The sequence below is a fragment of the Streptomyces sp. B21-105 genome, from assembly GCF_036898465.1.
Taxonomy (GTDB): Bacteria; Actinomycetota; Actinomycetes; order Streptomycetales; family Streptomycetaceae; genus Streptomyces.
This window is the reverse complement of the sequence record NZ_JARUMJ010000001.1, coordinates 5,193,898-5,212,711: the sequence shown is the minus strand read 5'-3', so window position 1 is coordinate 5,212,711 and position 18,814 is coordinate 5,193,898. Positions and strand designations below refer to the sequence as shown.

Below are 18,814 nucleotides of genomic sequence, written 5' to 3'. Positions count from 1 at the left end.
ACCGTCAGGCGTTCCCCGCCACGGCCTTCGGCTCGGCGCCGGGCTTCGGCTCCGCGCCGGCCTCGCTCTGCGCGCCGTGCGCCGCGTTCTTGCGGGGCAGCAGGAACGTCAGCAGCAGGGTGAGGACCATGCCGCCGACGAACCAGCGCAGCGCGTGGGAGAAGGTGTCGGCGAAGGTGAGCGCGTTGGTGTGCTTGCCCGTCGCGGCGAACACGGCGGCGACCTTCGGGTTGCCGGTGAGCTCGGACGGGGGCTTGGCGCAGCTCGGCGCCTGGACCGTCCAGTCCTTCTCCTTCGCCTGGTCGCTCGTGCACTGCACGAAGTAGTTCACGACCCGGTCCGCGTCCTGCCCGGTGACCGACACGGCCGCCAGGTCCTGGCGCAGCTGCGGGGCCGCCTCCCGGGAGTTGTCGGCCGCGTTGCCGCCCAGGGCGCCGAAGAAGATGACGCTGACCAGAGCCGTGCCGACGGCGAACCCGAGCTGCTGGTTGGTGTTGACCAGACCGGAGGCCGAGCCCGCGTCCTGCCGCGGAGCCTCGCTGGTGGCCATGTCCGGGATCGGGGACATGACCATGCCGAAGCCGAGCCCGAAGAAGGCCAGCGGGAGCGCCATCTTCCAGCTGGTGGCCTCGCTGCCGTAGTGCTCGACCACCCAGATGTAGGAGCCGAGGCCCAGCAGCACCAGCACCGCGCCGAGTTGCAGGAGCTTGCGCCCCATCTTCGCGGCGAGGAAGGCGTACGACAGCGCCGACGTGACGAAGGTGGTGATGCAGAACGGCAGGCTGGTCAGACCGGCGCGGATCGGGCTCCAGCCCAGCCCGACCTGCATGTACAGGCTCCAGGACAGGAAGAACACGCCCACGCCGACGTTGAACGCCAGCTGCACGCTCAGCGCGGAGGAGAAGCTGCGCAGCCGGAACAGGTTGAGCGCGACCAGCGGCGAGCCGTCCTTGCGGGTACGGGCCTGCTGCTGGCGGACGAACACGAACAGCGACACCGGCGTCAGCGCCAGCAGGACGAAGCCCCAGGCCGGCCAGCCCAGTTCGCGCCCCTGGATGAGCGGGAAGACGAGCAGGAACAGGGTGACGGCGCCGAGGACCGCGCCGACGATGTCCAGCCGCAGCGCGACCGGCGCCTTCGACTCGACGATGGCCTTCTGTCCGACGATCAGGCCGAAGATGCCGACCGGGACGTTGATGAGGAACACCAGCCGCCATTCCAGGTCGAACAGGTTCCACTCGACCAGCAGACCGCCGAGGCTCAGACCGGTGAGTGCGGCGAGACCGGCCACCGTGCCGAACATGCCGAACGCCTTGGCGCGTTCCTGCGGCGGGAAGCTGACGTGGATGATGGCCAGGACCTGCGGCACCATGATCGAGGCGAAGCCGCCCTGGAGCAGCCGGGACACGATCAGCATGCTCGGCTCGGTCGACACGGCCGCGGCCAGCGAGGCGAGGGTGAAGCCCGCCACGCCGATCTGGAAGATGAGCTTGCGGCCGTAGATGTCGCCGAGCCTGCCGCCGAGGATCAGCAGCAGGGCGAAGGCGAGCTGGTAGCCGGCGGTGACCCACTGGATGTCCGCGTAGCCGGCGTCGAGGTCGGTTCGGATGGAGGGGATGGCCACGTTCAGGATCGTGCTGTCGAGCATGTCCATGAACGCGGCGACGAGGATCACGGTCAACGCGATCCAGCGCTTGGGATTGAGCTCTCCCTCCCGCTCCCCGGACGACGTTGCTTCCAGAGCGGTCACGATCTTCTCCTTCTATGGGGGGTGTGTGTGCGGCGGATTGGTCGGTCAGAGCAACACGTAGGGATGGGTGTCGCTCGGCGAGTAGGCGTGCGAGGCCACCTCCACCACCTGGGTGGGGCTGAGCGCCATGTAGCTGTGCACGAGGCGCGGGCGGACGGTGACCAGGTCTCCGGCGACCAGCACGGTGTCGAAGCGCTGGCCGGTGTCGAGGTCGTAGTACGCGGCTCTCAGTTCGCCGGAGATCACGAACATCACCTCGGTCTTGTCGAGGTGGTAGTGGTTGCCGCGGCACGGTCCGCCCGGCAGGCAGTCCCAGTACGCGGCGAACCGGTAGGAGTCGCCGTTGGCGAACCTCACCAGATCCCCGGCGGGAGAGGAGAGCCTGCCCGGACCGTCGCCGGGTATGACGTCGCGGAATTTCGTGATGCGCTCACAGCGCAGCTTGTCGGTGACAGCGGAGTTCATAAGGCCCCTCTCGGGTCGTCCCAGCTCGGAACAGGGTGCTGTGCGGCGCTGGAAGCGGCCTTGTCCGCCGCTCGAACCTCGGCCACCAGCCGGGCGACCGTGAGGGCCCGCTCCTGGTGCCGTTCACGAAGACTCCGCTCGGCCCCCGGGCCGCCACGTGTCTGCCGGGTCTGTCGGGTGTTCGGCCGGGTCTGTCGGGTCGGCCGGGTCTGTTGGGCCGGTCCGGCCTGTTCGGCTCGCCCGGCCGGCTCGGTCCGCCGGGGCTGCCCGGCCGGCTCGGTCCGCCGGGTCTGCCCGGCCGGCTCGGTCCGCCGGGTCTGCCCGGCCGGCTCGGTCCGCCGGGTCTGGCGGACAGCGTGCGAGAACGCCCGAACCGCCTCGAGGTACTGGTCCGCGGGGTGCAGGACGAGTTCCTCGGCGCCCTCCGGCCGCTCCACGCGGATCACCGGGCAGTGGTCGGCGGGCGGCGCGTAGGCGCGCTCCACCCGGATCCGCCCCGCGCTCCCCCACAGCTCGTACCCGGCCCGGTAGGCGTGCTCCATGCCGAACACCACCTGCGCGGTGACGCCGTCCGGTGCGGCCAGCAGGACCGCTCCGCCGGTGTCCACGCCGTGCACGGGGTGCCGGCGCAGCCGCGCCCCGCACACCGTGAGCGCGGGACCGAGGAAGAAGCGGGCGGCGAGCAGCGGGTTGACGGCGATGTCCAGCAGCGCGCCGCCGCCGAGGGCCGCGTCGTAGCGGACGTCACCCGGCGGCGGCGCCGGGATGGCGAACTCCCCCGTGAAGCTGCGCAGTTCACCGATGGCCCCGCCCGTGACCAGCTCCCGCACCCGCCGGTGCAGCGGGTGACGGGGGAACATGAAGTTCTCGGCGAGCACCAGACCGCGCGCGGCTGCCAGCTCGAACAGCCGGCGGGTGGAGTCGACGTCACCGGTGAGCGGCTTCTCGCCGAGCACGTGCTTGCCCGCCCGTAACGCCCGTTCGATCCAGTCGGCGTGCAGGGCGACGGGCAGCGGCACATAGACGGCCTCCACCGCCGGGTCGGCGAGCAGACGGTCGTACCCCGTCACGGCGGCGCAGTCGAACCGGTCGGCCATCTCGCGGGCCCGGCCGCCGTCCCGGCTGGCCACGGCCGCCACCCGGCTGCCGGGGTCTGCCGCGAACGCGGGCAGCACCCGGCGGCGGGCGATGTCCGCGCACCCCAGCACACCGATCCGGACCGGCTCCGGGCCCTCGGAGGGCGACCCGTACATCACGGCCGCCCGCTCGTCCCCAGCACGTCGCGCAGGAAACGCCCGGTGTGTCCTTCCGACTGCCCGGCCACCTGCTCGGGGGTGCCCGCGGCGACCAGCGCCCCGCCTCCGTCGCCGCCCTCCGGACCGATGTCCACCACCCAGTCCGCCGTCTTGATCAGGTCGAGGTTGTGCGACACGGCGAGCACGGTGTGCCCCCTGTCGACGAGGCTGTGCAGCACCGCCAGCAGCCGCTCGATGTCACTGGAGTGCAGGCCGGTGGTCGGCTCGTCGAGCAGGTAGAGGGTGTGCGCGCCCGCCCTGCGCTGCAGCTCGTTGGCCAGCTTGACGCGCTGCGCCTCGCCGCCCGAGAGCGTCGTCGCCGACTGGCCCAGCCGCAGATAGCCGAGGCCGACCTCGTCGAGGACGCGCAGCGGGGCCTCGATGGCGGGCTCCCCCGCGAAGAACTCCAGCGCCTCCTCGACGGGCATCGCCAGCACCTCGGCGATGTTCTTGCCGCGGTAGCGGATCTCCAGCGTCTCCGCGTTGTAGCGGGTGCCGTCACAGGTCTCGCAGTGCAGGAAGACGTCGGGCAGCAGCTGCATCTCGATCTTGATGGAGCCGTCGCCGGTGCAGGTCTCGCAGCGCCCGCCCGCCGAGTTGAAGGAGAACCGGCCCGGCTTGTAGCGGCGTTTCTTCGCCTCCGCGGTCTGGCAGAACACCTTGCGGACGCTGTCGAAGACCCCGGTGTACGTCGCCGGCGTCGACCGGCCCGAACGCCCGATCGGCGCCTGGTCCACCCTGATCACCCGGTCGACGTGGTGCAGCCCCTCGATCCTGGTGTGGGCGCCCGGCGCCGGCGCGTCGCCGCCCAGCGCGCTCTCCACCGCCGGGTAGAGGATGTCGTCCACCAGCGTGGACTTGCCGGCCCCCGACACCCCGGTCACCGCGATGAACGTGCCGAGCGGGAAGTCGACGTCGAACCCGGCGAGGTTGTTCTCCTTCGCTCCGTACACGGCGATCCGGCGGTCCGCCGCCCCGGGCCGTCGGCTCGCGGGCACCGGGATGCCGCGGGTGCCGCTGGTGTAGCCGCCGGTCGGCGAGTTCACGTCGTCGAGCAGCTGCTCGGCCGGGCCGCTGAACAGCAGCTCGCCACCGTGCTCGCCGGCCGCCGGACCGAGTTCCACCACCCAGTCCGCGGCTTTGATCATCTGGTGGTCGTGCTCGACGATGAGCACCGTGTTGCCCTGGTCGCGCAGGTCCTTCAGGGTGGCGACCAGTTTCTCGATGTCCCTGGGGTGCAGACCGGTGGTCGGCTCGTCCAGGACGTAGAGCAGGCCGAACATGTCGGTGCCGAGCAGCCCGGCCAGCCGGATGCGCTGCGACTCGCCGCCGGACAGGGTGCGGGCCGGACGGTCCAGGCTGAGGTACTCCAGCCCCATCCGCGTCAGATGGCCGAGCCGCTGCACGATCTCCTCCAGGGCCTGGCCCACGGCGGCACGCTCACGCTCCGCCACGTCCAGCTCCTGGAAGAAGCGCAGCGACACGGAGACCGGCAGCGCCGCCACCTCCGCGATGCCGCGCCCGGCGACCCGGACGGCGAGCTGCGCCGGGTTGAGCCGGCCGCCCCCGCACTCGGCGCAGGGCGCCGGCCGCATGTAGTTCTCCAGCTGCCCGAAGTTCTCCCCGCCCGACTTGCGGTACCGCTCGTAGAGCCATGGCACCACCCCGGTGAACACGACGTCCTTGACCGGGTCGCCGGGCTTGTCGAACTTGCGGGCGCGGACCTTGATGTCGGTGCCGTGCAGCAGCGTGTGCCGCAGCCCCTCGGAGAGGTCCTCCCACGGCGTGCTCTCGTCCTCGCCCAGCAGCTGCGCCACCGCGCGGGCCTTCATCCGCTCCGGCTCGGTGAACGTGGGCCGCCAGGGCGTGATCGCGCCCTCCAGCAGGGAGCGGCCCGGATCGGCGACCAGAGTCGTGGGGTCCACCTCGAGCCGGGTGCCGACGCCCTGACAGGCGGTGCACTGGCCGAACGGCAGGTTGAAGGAGAACGCCCCGTTGGTCATCTCGGGCAGCGCGCTGTCGTGGCCCCGCGGGCAGGCGTCGTCGGCCAGTTCGGTCCCGCACTCGGTGCAGTGCGGGTGTCCGATCCGCGCGAACACCACCCGCAGCAGGTCGTACACCTCGGTGACCGTGCCCACCGTGGAGCGCGGGCTGCGGGAGGCAGAGGAACGCTGGTCGACCGCGACGGCCGAGCACAGGCCGCCGATGTGGTCGACGTCCGGCTTGTCCATCTGGTGCATGAACTGGCGGGCGAAGGTCGACATGCTCTGCAGCTGGCGTCGCTGGCCCTCGGCGTAGATCGTGGCGAAGGCCAGGGACGACTTGCCCGAGCCGGACACGCCGGTGAACACGGTGAGGTTGCGGTGCGGCAGGTCCACGTCGACGCCGCGCAGGTTGTGCTCGCGTGCGCCACGCACCTCGAGCGTCTCCGGCAGCAGGTGCGCGCGGCTGTTGGTGTCGCTCAACGGGGTTTCCTTCCCTACCGTCCCGGCCTGGCGCCGGCGAGTTCTTCGATGACGGGCACGACGGACGCGGGGGACGGCATCGCGGCCACCTCCGCGCGCAGTGCCCGGGCCCTGACGCCGTACGACTCGTCCTCGAGCAGGGCGCGGCAGTTCTCCACGACGGCTTCCGGGTCGATGGGCTGTTCCACCAGCTGGCGGGCGGAGCCGTACGCGGTGACGCGGCGCGCGCTGTCGTACTGTTCGGCGACGATCGGCTGCGGGACCAGCAGCTGCGGCAGCCCCGCGAGGATGGCCGCCATGGTGGAGCCGCCGCCGCAGTGGTGGACCACCAGGTCGCAGGAGGGCAGCACCGAGGCGAGCGGCAGGAACCCGGCCGCCAGCACCGCGTCGGGCAGCGGGCCCAGCTCGGGGACGATGTCCTCGGCGACCGCGACGAGCAGTTCCACGCCGAGCGCGGGCAGCGAGTTGACGAGGTCCTTGAGCACCCGGGCGCCGCCGGCCGCAGGGGCCACCGTGCCGAGTGTGAGCAGCAGCCGGGGCCGCTCGCGTGCCTCGAACACCCAGGACGGCACGGTGGCCGGCGGGTCGTACTGGACGTAGCGCATCGGGACGCCGTGGGCGCCGCCGGCCGGCAGCAGCGAGGCCGGGCAGGGTTCCAGCGCCAGGTCCGGCTCGGGCAGGGCGCCCAGGCCCAGCTCGGTCAGCTCCGGCGTCAGCTCGTCGGCCCCCGACTTGTCCATCTCGCGGAAGTAGCCGAGGCCCACGCCGTGCTCCACCCAGGGAATGCCCTTCAGCCGCGCCACGACGCCGGCCGCGTAGGTGTGCGGCTCGGCGACGATGACGTCGGGCTTCCACTTCTCGGCGACGTCGAGGAGACCGGGCAGGGTGCGGGCGGCGAGCCGGCCGAAGCCGCGGCCCGCCTGCTCCAGCATCCGGGGCTCCTCACGCGCGAACGCGATGGGCTCGCCCTGCCGGTCATGGGCCATGACCTCGCGCATGTGCATCGGGCCGTAGGTCGGGATGAAGGGCATCCCCGAGCCGTTGGCCACGGGGGCAAGGCTCTCCGGTGCGGCGACCAGCACGTCGTGACCCGCCGCGCGCAGCGCCCAGGCCAGCGGGACGACCGGACAGTAGAGCCCGTAGCTCGGGCCGGTGCTCACGAGAATCCTCATGCTGGCCACTCAACTCCCCGCCACTCGAGCCGCACTTGAGCCGCCGGGCCGACGCCACCAGCGGTGCTCGAGCCGCTCCCGCTAGCTTCGCGGGCCATGGAGATCGAGGAGATGGCCGTGCGGGACGCCTACCGCATCCGGCCGCGGATCCACAGCGACGAGCGGGGCGCGTTCTTCGAGTCCTTCCGGGACGAGGAGTTCACCCGCGTCACCGGCCAGGTGTTCCGGCCGGTGCAGACCAATTTCTCCGTCAACCACCGCAACGTGCTGCGCGGCATGCACGGGGTGCGTCTGCCGCCGGGCCAGGCCAAGTACGTCACCTGCGTCCGGGGCGCGGTGCTGGACGTCGTACTGGACGTGCGCGTCGGCTCGCCGACGTTCGGCCGCCACGACGTCAGTCTGCTGGAGCCCCAGAAGGGCACGGCGGTGTTCCTGCCCGACGGGATGGCGCACGGTTTCGTCTCACTGACCGACGACTCCTGCGTCAGCTATGTGTTCGACACCCCGTACATCCCGGGCACGCCCTTCGAGATCGACCCGTTCGACCCGGATCTGGCGCTGCCCTGGCGTCTGTCCGAGGACCCGGTGGTGGCGCCGAAGGACCTGTCGGCGCCGAGCCTGTCCCGGGCCGCCGAACTCGGCATTCTGCCCCGCTACGAGGACTGTCTGGCGCACTATGCCCGGCAGCGCGCTTCTTTCCTTTCGCCTTCGCCCCGGAACGTGATGTAGATCCGAATTCCGAGCCGACCTTCCTAGCCGACCTTCCGAGCCGACCGTCTGATCTGACCGTCTGATCGACCTTCTGTTCTGACCTTCTGAATTCGCCGGAGACAAGGAGTAGTCATGTCGGTGAACGCCGCCGAATCCGCGACCGAACAGTCGACGTTTCCCTACCAGCGCAAGTGCCCCTTCTCCCTTCCCGAGGAGTACGGGCCCATGATGGAGAAGGGTCCGGTGACGAAAGTCAGCCTCATCACCGGTCTCGAGGTCTGGGCGGTCACCGACTACCACCTGATACGCCAGCTGCTGACCGATCCGCGCATCAGCTCCTCGCGCAAGCACGACAACTTCCCCTTCTACTTCGAGGCCCCGCCGGAGTTCCGCACCGAGACCTCCTTCATCGGATACGACGCCCCCGAGCACACCACCACCCGCCGCAAGGCCGCCGTCACCTTCACCAACCGCCGGGTCCAGCAGCTGCGCGCGAAGATCGAGGAGAACGTCGACCTGCGCCTCGACGCCCTGGAGGCGGCGGGCTCGCCGGCCGACCTGCACGAGATCGTCTCGCTGCCGGTCCCGATGTCGATGATCTGCGAACTGCTCGGAGTGCCGTACGAGGACCACGCGTTCTTCGCCGAGCACGGCACCAACCTGCTCGGCGGCCACAGCACCCCCGACCAGCGGCAGGCCGCGATGGTGGAGGTGGGCAGGTACCTGGAGAAGCTGGTCGGCCTCAAGGAGCGCGAGCCCGGCGACGACCTGCTCAGCCGGGCGATCATCGCCTACCGCGACTCCGGCGAGGAGTACACCACCCGCGACCTGGTCAACCTGTGCCGGCTGCTGATGAACGGCGGGCACGAGACCACCGCCAACATGATCTCCCTGTGCACCATGGCCCTGCTGCGCAACCCGGAGCAGCTGGAGCAGCTCAAGGCCGACCCGTCGCTGATCGGCCCGGCCGTCGAGGAACTCGTCCGCTACATCACCATCGGCGACCTGGCCGTGCCCCGGGTGGCCCTGGACGACATCGAGCTCGGCGGCGTGACCATCAAGAAGGGCGACGGCATCCTGTGCCTGGCCCTGCCGGCCAACCGGGACGCCACGGTCTTCGAGCGGCCCGACGAGCTGATCCTGTCCCGCGGCACCCGGCGCCACCTCGGTTTCGGGCACGGCGCGCACTACTGCATCGGCGCGGACCTGGCCCGGGTCGAGCTGGAGATCGCCCTCACCAAGATCTTCGAGCGCTTCCCGGACCTCCGGCTCGCGGTGCCCTACGAGGACATCCGCACCAAGGAGGGCTCCGTCGTCTACGGGGTGTGGTCACTGCCCGTCAAGTGGTGAACACGACTTGAGGGAGGGGGTGCCCCTGGCACTCCCTCCCTCTGCTGTGTCGTGCGGTTGTCGTACGCGGTGCGGTGGTCGTACGCGGTGCGCTGGTCGTACGCGGTGCGGCTGCCGTGCCTCATTCGTGAGGTCTGCCGCGCGATGGCCGTACGCCTCAGTAGTTGCCCAGCCCGCCGCAGACGTTGATCGCCTGCGCCGTGATGGACGCCGCGGTGTCGGTCACCAGGTAGGAGACCAGGCCCGCGACCTCCTGAGGGGTCGAGTAACGGCCCAGCGGGATCTTGGCGTTGAACTTCTCCAGGACGTCCTGCTCCGAGACGCCCCAGAAGTCCGCGTACCCGGACCTGACCCGCTCGGCCATCGGCGTCTCGACGTATCCGGGACACACCGCGTTGACGGTGATGCCCGACTTCGCCAGTTCGAGACCGACGGCCTTGGTGAAGCCGACCACCCCGTGCTTGGAGGCCGAGTAGGGCGACGCGTAGATCACGCCCTGCTTGCCCCCCGTGGAGGCGATGCTGACGATCCGCCCGTAGCCGTTCTCGCCCATCCGGCCGGATGCCAGCACCTCCTTGGTCACCCGGAAGACGCCGTTCAGGTTGGTGTCGATCACGTCGAGCCAGGTCGGCTCGTCGAGATGCGCGATCTCACCGCCGCCGCCCCGGCCGGCGTTGTTGACCAGGATGTCGATGCGGCCGAAACGCTCCACGGCCGCGGCGACGGCGGCACGCACACCCTCGGTGGAGGTCACGTCGCAGGGCCCGCCGGCGACCTCCAGCCCTTCCGCGGTGAGCTTCTCCAGCGTCTCGGCCAGCTTGTCGGCGTCCCGGGCGCACCCGTACACCGCCATCCCCTGCTCCGCGAGGGTCCGGGTCACCGCGAGGCCGATGCCGCTGCTGGCTCCGGTGACGAACGCTACCCGCCTGTCGCTCATCCGATTCCTTCCCGTCCCGTCCCGTCGAAGCCCCTCACGCGAGGGACTTGCCGTTCACGAAGTCCGTGACCGCCTGAGGCGTGGTCAGGTGCTCGATGTCGTCGGTGATGTCGACGCCGTACTCGCGCTTGATCAGGGCCGCCGTCTCCAGCAGGGCCAGCGAGTCGTAGCCGAGCTCGCCGAACGTGGTCCCGCCGATGTCGCCGGCGAGCTGCTCCGACTCGTCCTCGCCCGCGCTGATCCGCAGAATGTCCTTGAGCCGGTCGATCGTCAGTTCCGCCATTTCCATCTCCCGTGTCGGAGGGTTGTGCGTGCTCTGAGAATTTGTTCCGGACGACTCGGATCGTGCTCGCGGCCGCCTGGAAAACCCACCTTCCGAGCAAGCTCCAGCAGCGCTGCCGCGGAAATCGAGCGGCCCCCTCCAGCGTGGACCGCCCAACGACTCCTAGCCTGCGAGGGTGTGTCGGGTGTGGAAAAGCTGAAGCAACGGGAGGACCTCGTTCTTCCCAGCCGACTCGCCGCCTCCGCCCAGCGGACGGCGGGCGTTCAGATGCACATGGACGAATTCGACGCGTGGCTGGCCGAACGGGCGGACGCGCATGACTTCACGGTCGAACGCATTCCGTTCTCCGGACTGCGCGGCTGGAAATTCGAGAACGACATCGGGAACCTGGTGCACGAAAGCGGCAGGTTCTTCTCCGTGGAAGGCCTCTGTCTGCGCGCCCCCGGATCCGCCGACCGGTTCCAGCCGATCATCAACCAGCCCGAGGTCGGCGTCCTCGGGATTCTCGTCAAGGAGTTCGACGGGGTCCTGCATTTCCTGATGCAGGCCAAGATGGAACCGGGCAACCCGGAGCCGCTGATGCTCTCGCCGACCGTCCAGGCGACCCGCAGCAACTACACACAGGTGCACCGGGGCGCGAAGGTCAAGTACCTGGAGTACTTCACGGGGCAGCGGCCGACGCGGGTGATCGCCGACGTGCTGCAGTCCGAGCACGGCGACTGGTTCTACCGCAAACGGAACCGGAACATGCTCGTGGAGGCGGCCGACGACGAGGTCGTCCCGCTCGACGACGACTTCTGCTGGCTGACCCTCGGGCAGATCAACGCCCTGCTGGCCAGGGACAACCTCATCAACATGGACTCGCGCACGGTACTGGCGTGCCTGCCCCCGGTGGGGCCGGAGGCCGGGGCCGCCGACCGGTTCAGCCGCTCACTGGCCGCCTCCCGCGACGCCGACGCCGGCGCGCTGTCGACCACGGCCGACCTGCTGAGCTGGTTCACCGGACTGCGCACCGACTGCACGCTCGAGACCGGCCGGCTGCCGCTCGGCGCCCTGCCGGGCTGGCACCGCGACGACAAGGAGATCAGCCGCGACGACGGCCGCCTCTTCCGGGTGGTCGCCGCCGACGTCCGGGCCGGCAGCCGGGAGGTCTCGTCCTGGTCCCAGCCGCTCGTCGAGCCCGTCGGCCGGGGCCTGTCCGCCTTCCTGGTCAGGGAGTTCGACGGCGTGCTCCATGTCCTCGTGCGCGCCGCGACCGAGGGCGGCTTCGGTGACCGCGTCGAACTGGCCCCGACAGTCCAGTGCATGTCGGCCTGCGAACTCGAGGAGGAGACCTCGCCGTTCCTCGACCACATCCCCGACGCGGGCTCCCCGCGGATCCGCTACGACGCCCTGCACGCCGAGGAGGGCGGCCGCTTCCTGAACGCGGTGAGCCGCTACGTCGTCGCCGAGACCGACGCGGCGGCGTCCGACACACTGCCGCCCGGCCACGCCTGGGCGACGGTGAGCCAGCTCACCGCCCTGCTCCGGCACAGCCAGTACGTGAACGTGCAGGCACGCACCCTCGTCGCCTGCCTGAACTCCCTCGGCTGATGCCGTGACCAGCAGGGAAAGGAGCGGAAGATGGCACTGCGGCGCCCTCGCCCCGTCATCGCGGTGATGTGGTCGGTGGACTGCGACCTCATGCGCTGCGCCGTCGCGCTGGCCGAGGAACACGGCGGCGACCTCGTCCTCGTCCTGGTCGTACGACGGCCCTGGACCCTGCTGCTCGACTGCTCCCTGGCCGCCGCGTTCGACTCCGCCGACCTCGAACTGGAATCCCTGCTCAAGGTCGGAGCCTTCCTGGAGGGCCGGGCCGTGCGATGGACCCTGCACACGGCCTACAGCGACACCGGCGGAATCGTCGCCGGCCTGGTCCGCAGGAGGGATCCCGGCTGGGTCGTACTGGGCCGCCGGCGCTGGCGGCGCACCGCCAGGATGGTGGGCTCTCCCGCCCTCCCCGAGAACACCAAGCTATTGATCGTCTGACGCATTGATCATCCGATGCGTTGCCCGTCCGATGCGTCGATCATCTGACGCGTTTCGTCCGACCCGTTCGCGTCACGCGTATGAAAAACCCATACCTGGGCCCTGTGAACCTCATGCGCATTGGTGACAGCGGCAGTTCCGAGCCTCAATTCCGGTCGTGCATTCTTCGAAGGTAACCGCAGAGGCTGAAAAGAAGCGCCACGTAGAGGGGGAAAAGTTGCTGGAAATAAACGTGCTCGGGCCGATGGAGGCCACCGGGGCCGGCCGGTGCATCGCGCCCACGGCGGCGAAACCGCGCCAGGTCCTCGCACTGCTGGCACTGCGGGCCGGTGAGGTCGTCTCGGTGTCGACCCTGGTCGAGGAGATCTGGGGTGAGAAACCACCGCGGAGCGCGCTGACGACCCTGCAGACCTACATCCTGCAACTACGCAGACTGATCGGCCGGGTCGTGCTGTCGGGCTCGGCGAAGGACGTCCTGCTGACCCGCTACAACGGCTACCTGTTCGCCCCCGAGGCGGTGATGGTGGACGCGCAGCTCTACGACGGGCTCGTCGACGAGGCCAACCAGGCCTCGGAGAACGGCGACCACGTGGAGGCGTACCGGGTGGCCCGCCAAGCCCTCGACCTCTGGTCGGGGGACGCCCTGATCGACGTCCTGCGCGGGGTCCATCTCAGCATCGAGGCCACGCGTCTGGAGCAGAGCCGACTGGGGCTGCTCGAGACCCGTATCGCCGCCGAACTGCATCTGGGCAGGCACCACATGCTGCTCGGCGAACTCGCGGTGCTGGTCGCCCGCAACCCCATGCACGAGAACTTCTGCGCCAAACTCATGATCGCCCTCTACCGCTCGGGACAGCGCTGGCGAGCACTGGAGGTCTACCAGCGCGTGCGCAGCGAACTGGCCGACGAGCTCGGGCTGGAACCGTCGGCGCGACTGCAGCAGTTGCAGCACGCGATCCTGTCCGCGGATCCCGCGCTCGACTTCGTGACTCCGACCACCTTGTTCACCCAGCCGACATGACCGGGTGCGGGAACGGCGACCCACCGCCGTTCCCGCACCCTTGCCGTCTCACCCGGCGTCGCCCGCCGTCACCTTCAGACGGGCCTCGAACAGCTCCGGGCTCGACACGGCGAGCGCCCGCAGCGCCGCGCTGTGCGGCTGGAACTCCGGCTGCGCCACCGCCGCCCGCAGGCTGGCGTTGTCCGCCCAGCGCGCGATGTTCACGTACGACGCCGGTTCGCCGAGCCGGCGGTGCAGGGTGTGCTCGATGAAACCCGGCTGGGCCGCGAAGAACGCCGAGGTCGCGGCGAAGACCTTCTCGAACTCCTCGGCGTCCCCCGTCAGCTGGAACCTGTTGACGAGGGTCACGGGTACCGCCTTCGCCGCCGCGACGACCCGGGCGACGACCTGCTCGTAGCGGGCCAGCGTGTCCCCGGGGCTCGGGCCGTCGAGCGCCGCGTGGATCTGCGGCGCGATCTCGCCGTGCCGGTGCAGTCCGCTGTGCGTGAGCGCCACCGTCGTCCGCCCGGGGCCGGCCGGCTCGAAGTCGACCTCGATGAAGCTCGCCTTCTCGTCGTCGAAGATCGGCTGCCAGTGCGGGCCGACCCGCCACGTCAGCACGATCCGCTTGGACGGGTTCCACTCCACCACCGTGCCCCAGGCGATCTCGGTGCCGTCGGCGCCGACCTCGTAGTAGCGGCCGCCCTCGAAGGGTTCGATGGTGAGCGACACCCGGTCCTCGACGAAGACGTGCCTCTCCGGGAACCATTCGAGCGGACGCTCGGCGAAAACGGCGAAGGCCCGGTCCGCGGGCACGTCAACCGTCACCGTCTTGCGCACGTCGGGGACCTTCTGCGCCTCGGTCATGAGTGCTCCTTGGGCGTTGGGATCATGCCTCCACCCTGGTCGACACGTCTTGAACCTGGACGGAACACCGATGGAACGCGAAACGGTCTGCCGACTTCGCCGGCAGACCGTCACGAAAGATCGACGCTAAGACCAGCTGCCGGAGCCCCCGCCGGCCCCATTGAGGGTGGAGACGCCGTCGGCGTTGAAGGAACCGAGATCAGCTTGCGGAAGCGTTTCCTGCGGCCGTGCTTCTCCCGGGTCCCGGTCCTGAAGGACTCCGTCGGGAACGCCGTTCTCAGCGGAGGTGATCGACGAAAGCGCCCCAGGCACGCGCGGAGAAGGCGAGCGCGGGACCGCCGGCCCGCTTACCGTCCCGGACGGGAACGAGTCCGGGAAGGTTGTCGGCGACAGACGGCGGCCAGAAGTGAGCCGGGCCGTCCTGTTCCCCGTCTCCGCCGTACAGTGAAATCCACGTCGCGTGAGTGCTGAGACGCTCCCGGCGGGAGCGCCGGCCAGGCAAGGAGAGAGGTGGCACCGTGGGCACCCCGGCTCATCACCCCATTCCCGTCCGTCGTGGGCACCTGCGCGAGGCCGCGGAGAGCATCGAGCAGGCCACGGGTATGAGTGTTGAGATCATCGGAGGAACACTGGTGATGTCCCCCAGCCCGAGCGGCAGGCACGCCGGGATCATCATCGACCTGCGCGATGCCGTTCGGCCCGGGCTTTCGGCCCCCTACGAGGCGTTCGAGAACGTGTCCGTCCCGATGCCCGGTGACCCGGACGACTACGCGACCCCGGATCTGACCATCGGCCCTCGTGCGTTCAAGGACGACGACGGCTGGCTCCTGGACGCCGACGCGGTCGAACTGGCCGTGGAGGTCATCTCCCCGACCGAGCGACTCAAAGGCATCAACGAGAAGACCGCGTGGTACGCGGCCGCGGGCGTCGCGCTCCTCTTGCAGGTCGACCCGCGGACGGGCACGTGGTCGCTGTTCGGCCGGCCCGGGGAAGGCGAGTACCGGAGCGTCGTCCACGGCAAGTACGGCGAAGAGGTGCCGTTGCCCGCCGGACTCGGCGGCGACCTGTCCACGACCGGCCTGGGCCTGTACGGGACCGGACCGGGCCACTGACCAGAGCGTGCTCGTGTACGCGACAGGCACCCCCGGCTGACCTTCGTCCACGACGACACGCCGTGCAGGAAGCGCTGGTCGAAGCGGTCCGCGTGTGGCCCGCCGACCCGCCGCGCGACGCGAAGGGCTGACTGATCACCGTCGCCCGGCGCAAGTTCCTCGACACCGCCCGCGCCGACACCGCCCGCGCCGAGACCGCCCGTCGCCGACACGAGGACCTCCTCGACGAGGAGCCCGCGCCTGGTGTTCAACGAGGGCTACTCCGGTGACGTCGACCTGGCCGCCGAGGCCATCCGGCTCACCCGGCAGCTCGCGGCCGCGATCGCCCCGCCTGAACTCCCGCCCGCGGCACTGAGAGCGCCGCTCGCGGTCGACGCGAGCCTCCCGGCCGCCCCCCTCCCCGCCAACAACGTTCGGCAAAGTCAAGTTGAAGCGACGTGTTCCCCCGGTGCCCGCCCTGTGGAGAGATGGAGGAGAAGCGGGTGAGGTCCCCGGACCATCGCACGGTCGCACTCGCCGTGCTGCGTACGGTCGTTGACGTTGATCTCGTCGTTCGTCGCAGTATTCAGGAGTTGCCCCATGACCGAAGCCTTCCGTTCGCCCCTGTCCCGTCGCGGACTTCTGCGCACCGGCGCCGGCGCCTCTCTCGCCGCGGTCGGACTGGGATACGGCGCCCAGAGCGCGTCCGCGGCGGTGCCGGGAAGCGCCCGGTTCGATCTGTCGCAGCCGTCCTACGACCTGTTCCGAAGCAAGCAGCTGCACAGCGTGCGGGTCCAGCAGAGCTTCGCCTTCGACTCCGTCAACAAGCGCCTGTTCGTGGCCGCCAAGCGCTCGGGGAGCGCGGAGTCGGCCGGCGACCTGTGCATCAGCCAGCTCGACTTCGACGGCAACTACGTGTCGTACATGCACCTCAACGGCTTCGGCCACGGTGTCGCGTTCGCCGTCCGCCCGTCGGGCTCCTCCAGCTACCTGTGGATCGAGACCGAGGCCAACGGCAACGGCTACGGCACCAAGCTCGCCTACGTGAAGTACAGCGCCGGCACCACGCTGGACGCCTCCTCCACCAGCTTCGGCAGGTTCCAGCCGATCTCGGGCGCCACCGAGTACACCTGCTCCATCGACCCCGTCTACAACCGCATGATCGTCCGCTACCACAAGGACGGCGCCAAGCACATCGCGGTCTACGACGCCGCCGACGCCTACCGCGGCGACTTCAGCAGCCCGCTGGCCAAGTTCACCCCGCCGGCGATCTCCGGTACGCCGCAGGGCTACACGCTCTACGGCTCGTACATGTACTTCCTCACCGGCACCGCCTACTCCGACACCAACAAGGATCCGGGCAACACCTACCTGACGAGCATCAACGTCAACACCGGTGCCATAGCCCAGGGTCCGACCCTCACCAAGGCGGGCTCCACGCTGACCTACCGGGAGCCCGAGGGGCTCGCCATCTACCGCACCGACGCCGGCGAGTCGCGCCTGTTCCTCGGCTTCGCCACCGGCGAGGAGGGCGACCGCCGCTCCAGCATCTTCTACAAGAACGACCTGGTCTGACGAGCGGCAGCGCGCGCCACAACGGCCGGGCCCCGGCAACCCCCTGGGAGGGTGGCCGGGGCCCGGTTCGTGCGGGTCGGCCCAGCCGAAGGCCTTGACCGTGTTCCAGTTCACCGCCAGGACGACCTTCACCGGCGTGTTGCCTCAACAACTGGCTCTTCCTCTTCGGCGGTACCGGCCCAGGGCTCCGCAGACACTGGTCAATCGAGAATCGTGAGCACCATGTCAGAGATGTGACGTTCGGAGAGGACGCCTCGCGGGTGCGGACCGGCAGTGCACCGCGAGCGATGGCCTCCCTGGGAAACCTGGCCATCGGCGCACTCCGCCTGGCAGGGCGGGACAACATCGCCGAGGGCCTACGCCTCACGGACGACGGGTTCACCCCGCCCGCATCCGGTGGGTGCTCTCCCGGATCGACGTGCATGACGTCACCAAGAACGTCACCGACCGAGCGGCAGCGCTCCTGCGCGACCACCGTCTGCGCGGCCACGAGTACGCCATCGACGCCGTCCTCGCCGCCGTGGCACGTTCCGCACCCGGACCGGTCACCGTCCTCACCTCCGACCCCGAGGACATCGGCCTGCTCTGCGGGCCGGCCGTCGAGGTCGTCAAGGTGTGACCGTCGGGTGAGGCTCCGCTCCGCCGCCCCGGGTCGGTGAGCCCCCCGGCGAACCTTCACAAGAACCGACCCGTTCGTGCCGTGCGTCCTGATCTACGGTGCCATGAGGCACCTGGAACGGGGAGGAAGCGTGCAGCAGTCGAGGGCGGCGCTCGCCGAGCGGATCGCGGAGCGCAGATACGGGGGTGACGATCCCCGGGCGCTGGTCGGTGAGATGCGGCGGTCGGTGCTGCTGGTGCCGGTGGCCGACGGGGGGCTGTGGTCGGTGCGTTCGGGCGGGGTGCGGTGGATCTGCGGGTTCACCGACGAGGCGGCGCTCGCCCGGTTCGCCCTGCACCACGGGCCCGGCGACCGGCCCGTGGAGTACGCGGCGCTGCTCGGCGCGCGCATCGTCGACGAGATCGTGCCCGCGCTGGGCGAACCCGCCGGTCTCGCCGTCGACATCGCCACCGAGGACGGGTCGATGTTCTTCCCGCCGGTCGTCGGCATCGTCCCGGAGGCGGTCGCCGTCGATGGCGGTGGAGCGGGAGCGGGGAGGCTGTCGTGAGCGGTGAGGGAACGGATCTCCAGCTCGGCGCGGAGGCCGTCGCGAAGTTCACGCAGGGCGTGGGCGCGACGATCGACCAGCTCGGCGAACTCGGCGGCGCCACCGGCTCGGTGATGGGCAAGGGCTTCTCGGAGCTGGCGATGACCCAGATGGAGGCCGGGCACCACGGCCTGTCGGTGGACTTCGAGGACTTCTGCGAGCGCTGGGAGTGGGGTGTGCGCGCCCTGGTGCGCGATGCCAGCGCACTCGCGAGCCGCCTCGGTCTCGCGGCGGGCACCCAGTGGGAGCACGACCAGTACATCGCGGGCTCGTTGAAGGTGGGCGTCAACTCCGTGATGGGCGGCAACCCGCACGCCACCGAGGAGGAGATCACCCGGCAGGACTGGGGCGACGTCTTCAAGCCGGACGCCCTGGACCCGGACTGGAGCGGCGAGTCGTTCGACAAGGCCGGCCAGGACATCGAGCAGACCTGGAAGGACACCGGTCGCACCGTCCTCACCGAGGGCGACGGCGGCCGGCGGTCGGAGCTGCTCAACGACGCGCTCGGCATCTCCGACGACCAGTGGAACCAGGCGCTGGACGACACCTTCGGCCCGTCGCCGGAGGAACGCGCCCAGCAGGCGCAGCAACAGCAACAGGGCGACTCCGGGGGCAACTGA

General features: G+C 70.2%; 18 protein-coding genes and 2 pseudogenes. 11 read left to right on the top strand and 9 right to left on the bottom strand.

Annotated elements, in window-relative coordinates:
* Positions 1 to 4: 4 nt before the first annotated feature.
* Genes QA802_RS23535 through QA802_RS23515 form a run of 5 tightly spaced genes read right to left on the bottom strand, consistent with a single transcriptional unit; the run spans position 5 to position 7,147 of the window.
* Complete coding sequence (locus QA802_RS23535) at positions 5 to 1,750, bottom strand: MFS transporter (protein WP_334526111.1); 1,746 nt, start codon at positions 1,748 to 1,750, stop codon at positions 5 to 7.
* 45 nt (positions 1,751 to 1,795) lie between these two features.
* Positions 1,796 to 2,215, bottom strand: coding sequence for a cupin domain-containing protein (locus QA802_RS23530; RefSeq protein ID WP_319169449.1), 420 nt, complete (start codon positions 2,213 to 2,215; stop codon positions 1,796 to 1,798).
* Positions 2,212 to 3,468 carry a Gfo/Idh/MocA family protein gene (locus QA802_RS23525; protein WP_334526106.1) on the bottom strand — a complete coding sequence of 419 codons (1,257 nt, stop codon included), beginning with the start codon at positions 3,466 to 3,468 and terminating at the stop codon, positions 2,212 to 2,214. The genes QA802_RS23530 and QA802_RS23525 overlap by 4 nt, the downstream gene beginning before the upstream one ends.
* Complete coding sequence (gene uvrA, locus QA802_RS23520) at positions 3,468 to 5,945, bottom strand: excinuclease ABC subunit UvrA (protein ID WP_443042291.1); 2,478 nt, start codon at positions 5,943 to 5,945, stop codon at positions 3,468 to 3,470. Before uvrA ends, QA802_RS23525 begins: the two co-directional genes overlap by 1 nt.
* 44 nt (positions 5,946 to 5,989) lie before the next feature.
* Complete coding sequence (locus QA802_RS23515; RefSeq protein ID WP_334526100.1) at positions 5,990 to 7,147, bottom strand: nucleotide disphospho-sugar-binding domain-containing protein; 1,158 nt, start codon at positions 7,145 to 7,147, stop codon at positions 5,990 to 5,992.
* Positions 7,148 to 7,243: 96 nt separating this feature from the next.
* Between QA802_RS23515 and QA802_RS23510 the strand changes: the two genes are divergently transcribed.
* On the top strand, positions 7,244 to 7,876 hold the full coding sequence (locus QA802_RS23510) for a dTDP-4-dehydrorhamnose 3,5-epimerase family protein (protein ID WP_334526097.1): 633 nt from the start codon (positions 7,244 to 7,246) through the stop codon (positions 7,874 to 7,876).
* A 114-nt stretch (positions 7,877 to 7,990) separates the two neighbouring features.
* Positions 7,991 to 9,208: a cytochrome P450 gene (locus QA802_RS23505; RefSeq protein WP_334526094.1), complete on the top strand. Its 1,218-nt coding sequence runs from the start codon at positions 7,991 to 7,993 to the stop codon at positions 9,206 to 9,208.
* A 157-nt stretch (positions 9,209 to 9,365) separates the two neighbouring features.
* Here QA802_RS23505 and QA802_RS23500 read toward each other — a convergent pair whose 3' ends face one another.
* Both QA802_RS23500 and QA802_RS23495 read right to left on the bottom strand, forming a co-directional pair.
* Positions 9,366 to 10,145 carry an SDR family NAD(P)-dependent oxidoreductase gene (locus QA802_RS23500; RefSeq protein ID WP_334526091.1) on the bottom strand — a complete coding sequence of 260 codons (780 nt, stop codon included), beginning with the start codon at positions 10,143 to 10,145 and terminating at the stop codon, positions 9,366 to 9,368.
* A gap of 34 nt (positions 10,146 to 10,179) precedes the next feature.
* The gene (locus QA802_RS23495; RefSeq protein WP_319169456.1) at positions 10,180 to 10,428 is read right to left on the bottom strand and encodes an acyl carrier protein; all 249 of its coding nucleotides are present in this window, start codon (positions 10,426 to 10,428) and stop codon (positions 10,180 to 10,182) included.
* 177 nt (positions 10,429 to 10,605) lie between these two features.
* Here QA802_RS23495 and QA802_RS23490 point away from each other — a divergent pair, with 177 nt between their 5' ends.
* The 3 genes from QA802_RS23490 (at position 10,606) to QA802_RS23480 (ending at position 13,477) form a co-directional block, all read left to right on the top strand.
* Entirely contained in the window at positions 10,606 to 12,021 is a 1,416-nt protein-coding gene (locus tag QA802_RS23490) for an NDP-hexose 2,3-dehydratase family protein (protein ID WP_443042170.1), read from the top strand.
* 30 nt (positions 12,022 to 12,051) lie between these two features.
* Complete coding sequence (locus QA802_RS23485; protein ID WP_334526084.1) at positions 12,052 to 12,456, top strand: hypothetical protein; 405 nt, start codon at positions 12,052 to 12,054, stop codon at positions 12,454 to 12,456.
* A 217-nt stretch (positions 12,457 to 12,673) separates the two neighbouring features.
* Entirely contained in the window at positions 12,674 to 13,477 is an 804-nt protein-coding gene (locus QA802_RS23480) for an AfsR/SARP family transcriptional regulator (RefSeq protein WP_334526081.1), read from the top strand.
* Positions 13,478 to 13,525: 48 nt separating this feature from the next.
* On the opposite strand, the gene QA802_RS23475 is transcribed toward QA802_RS23480, so the two are convergent.
* Together QA802_RS23475 and QA802_RS23470 are read right to left on the bottom strand one after the other, a co-directional pair.
* The gene (locus QA802_RS23475; RefSeq protein ID WP_334526078.1) at positions 13,526 to 14,323 is read right to left on the bottom strand and encodes an antibiotic biosynthesis monooxygenase; all 798 of its coding nucleotides are present in this window, start codon (positions 14,321 to 14,323) and stop codon (positions 13,526 to 13,528) included.
* A gap of 277 nt (positions 14,324 to 14,600) precedes the next feature.
* Positions 14,601 to 14,840 carry a DUF397 domain-containing protein gene (locus QA802_RS23470; protein ID WP_443042169.1) on the bottom strand — a complete coding sequence of 80 codons (240 nt, stop codon included), beginning with the start codon at positions 14,838 to 14,840 and terminating at the stop codon, positions 14,601 to 14,603.
* 1 nt (position 14,841) lies between these two features.
* Here QA802_RS23470 and QA802_RS23465 point away from each other — a divergent pair, with 1 nt between their 5' ends.
* From QA802_RS23465 to QA802_RS23435, 6 genes and pseudogenes are all read left to right on the top strand, one after another.
* Positions 14,842 to 15,435 carry a Uma2 family endonuclease gene (locus tag QA802_RS23465; protein WP_334526075.1) on the top strand — a complete coding sequence of 198 codons (594 nt, stop codon included), beginning with the start codon at positions 14,842 to 14,844 and terminating at the stop codon, positions 15,433 to 15,435.
* Positions 15,432 to 15,774, top strand: a pseudogene (locus QA802_RS23460) (hypothetical protein); the annotation flags it as partial. The gene QA802_RS23465 and the pseudogene QA802_RS23460, both read left to right, overlap by 4 nt.
* A 240-nt stretch (positions 15,775 to 16,014) precedes the next feature.
* A complete protein-coding gene (locus QA802_RS23455; RefSeq protein ID WP_334526072.1) occupies positions 16,015 to 16,989 on the top strand; it encodes a phage baseplate protein in 975 nt (324 codons plus the stop codon).
* Positions 16,990 to 17,362: 373 nt separating this feature from the next.
* Positions 17,363 to 17,608, top strand: a pseudogene (locus QA802_RS23445) (DNA-binding protein); the annotation flags it as partial.
* A gap of 130 nt (positions 17,609 to 17,738) precedes the next feature.
* Positions 17,739 to 18,155 (top strand): hypothetical protein, encoded by a 417-nt coding sequence (locus QA802_RS23440; RefSeq protein ID WP_334526069.1) that lies wholly within the window; start codon positions 17,739 to 17,741, stop codon positions 18,153 to 18,155.
* Positions 18,152 to 18,814 (top strand): hypothetical protein, encoded by a 663-nt coding sequence (locus QA802_RS23435; RefSeq protein WP_334526066.1) that lies wholly within the window; start codon positions 18,152 to 18,154, stop codon positions 18,812 to 18,814. The genes QA802_RS23440 and QA802_RS23435 overlap by 4 nt, the downstream gene beginning before the upstream one ends.

Bases quoted from the DNA above. Each gene is read 5' to 3' on its own strand.
- QA802_RS23505 (WP_334526094.1), top strand. From the start codon at position 7,991: ATGTCGGTGAACGCCGCCGAATCCGCGACCGAACAGTCGACGTTTCCC.
- QA802_RS23525 (WP_334526106.1), bottom strand. From the start codon at position 3,468: ATGTACGGGTCGCCCTCCGAGGGCCCGGAGCCGGTCCGGATCGGTGTG.
- QA802_RS23495 (WP_319169456.1), bottom strand. From the start codon at position 10,428: ATGGCGGAACTGACGATCGACCGGCTCAAGGACATTCTGCGGATCAGC.
- QA802_RS23515 (WP_334526100.1), bottom strand. From the start codon at position 7,147: ATGAGGATTCTCGTGAGCACCGGCCCGAGCTACGGGCTCTACTGTCCG.
- QA802_RS23485 (WP_334526084.1), top strand. From the start codon at position 12,052: ATGGCACTGCGGCGCCCTCGCCCCGTCATCGCGGTGATGTGGTCGGTG.
- QA802_RS23475 (WP_334526078.1), bottom strand. From the start codon at position 14,323: ATGACCGAGGCGCAGAAGGTCCCCGACGTGCGCAAGACGGTGACGGTT.
- QA802_RS23455 (WP_334526072.1), top strand. From the start codon at position 16,015: ATGACCGAAGCCTTCCGTTCGCCCCTGTCCCGTCGCGGACTTCTGCGC.
- QA802_RS23510 (WP_334526097.1), top strand. From the start codon at position 7,244: ATGGAGATCGAGGAGATGGCCGTGCGGGACGCCTACCGCATCCGGCCG.
- QA802_RS23500 (WP_334526091.1), bottom strand. From the start codon at position 10,145: ATGAGCGACAGGCGGGTAGCGTTCGTCACCGGAGCCAGCAGCGGCATC.
- QA802_RS23530 (WP_319169449.1), bottom strand. From the start codon at position 2,215: ATGAACTCCGCTGTCACCGACAAGCTGCGCTGTGAGCGCATCACGAAA.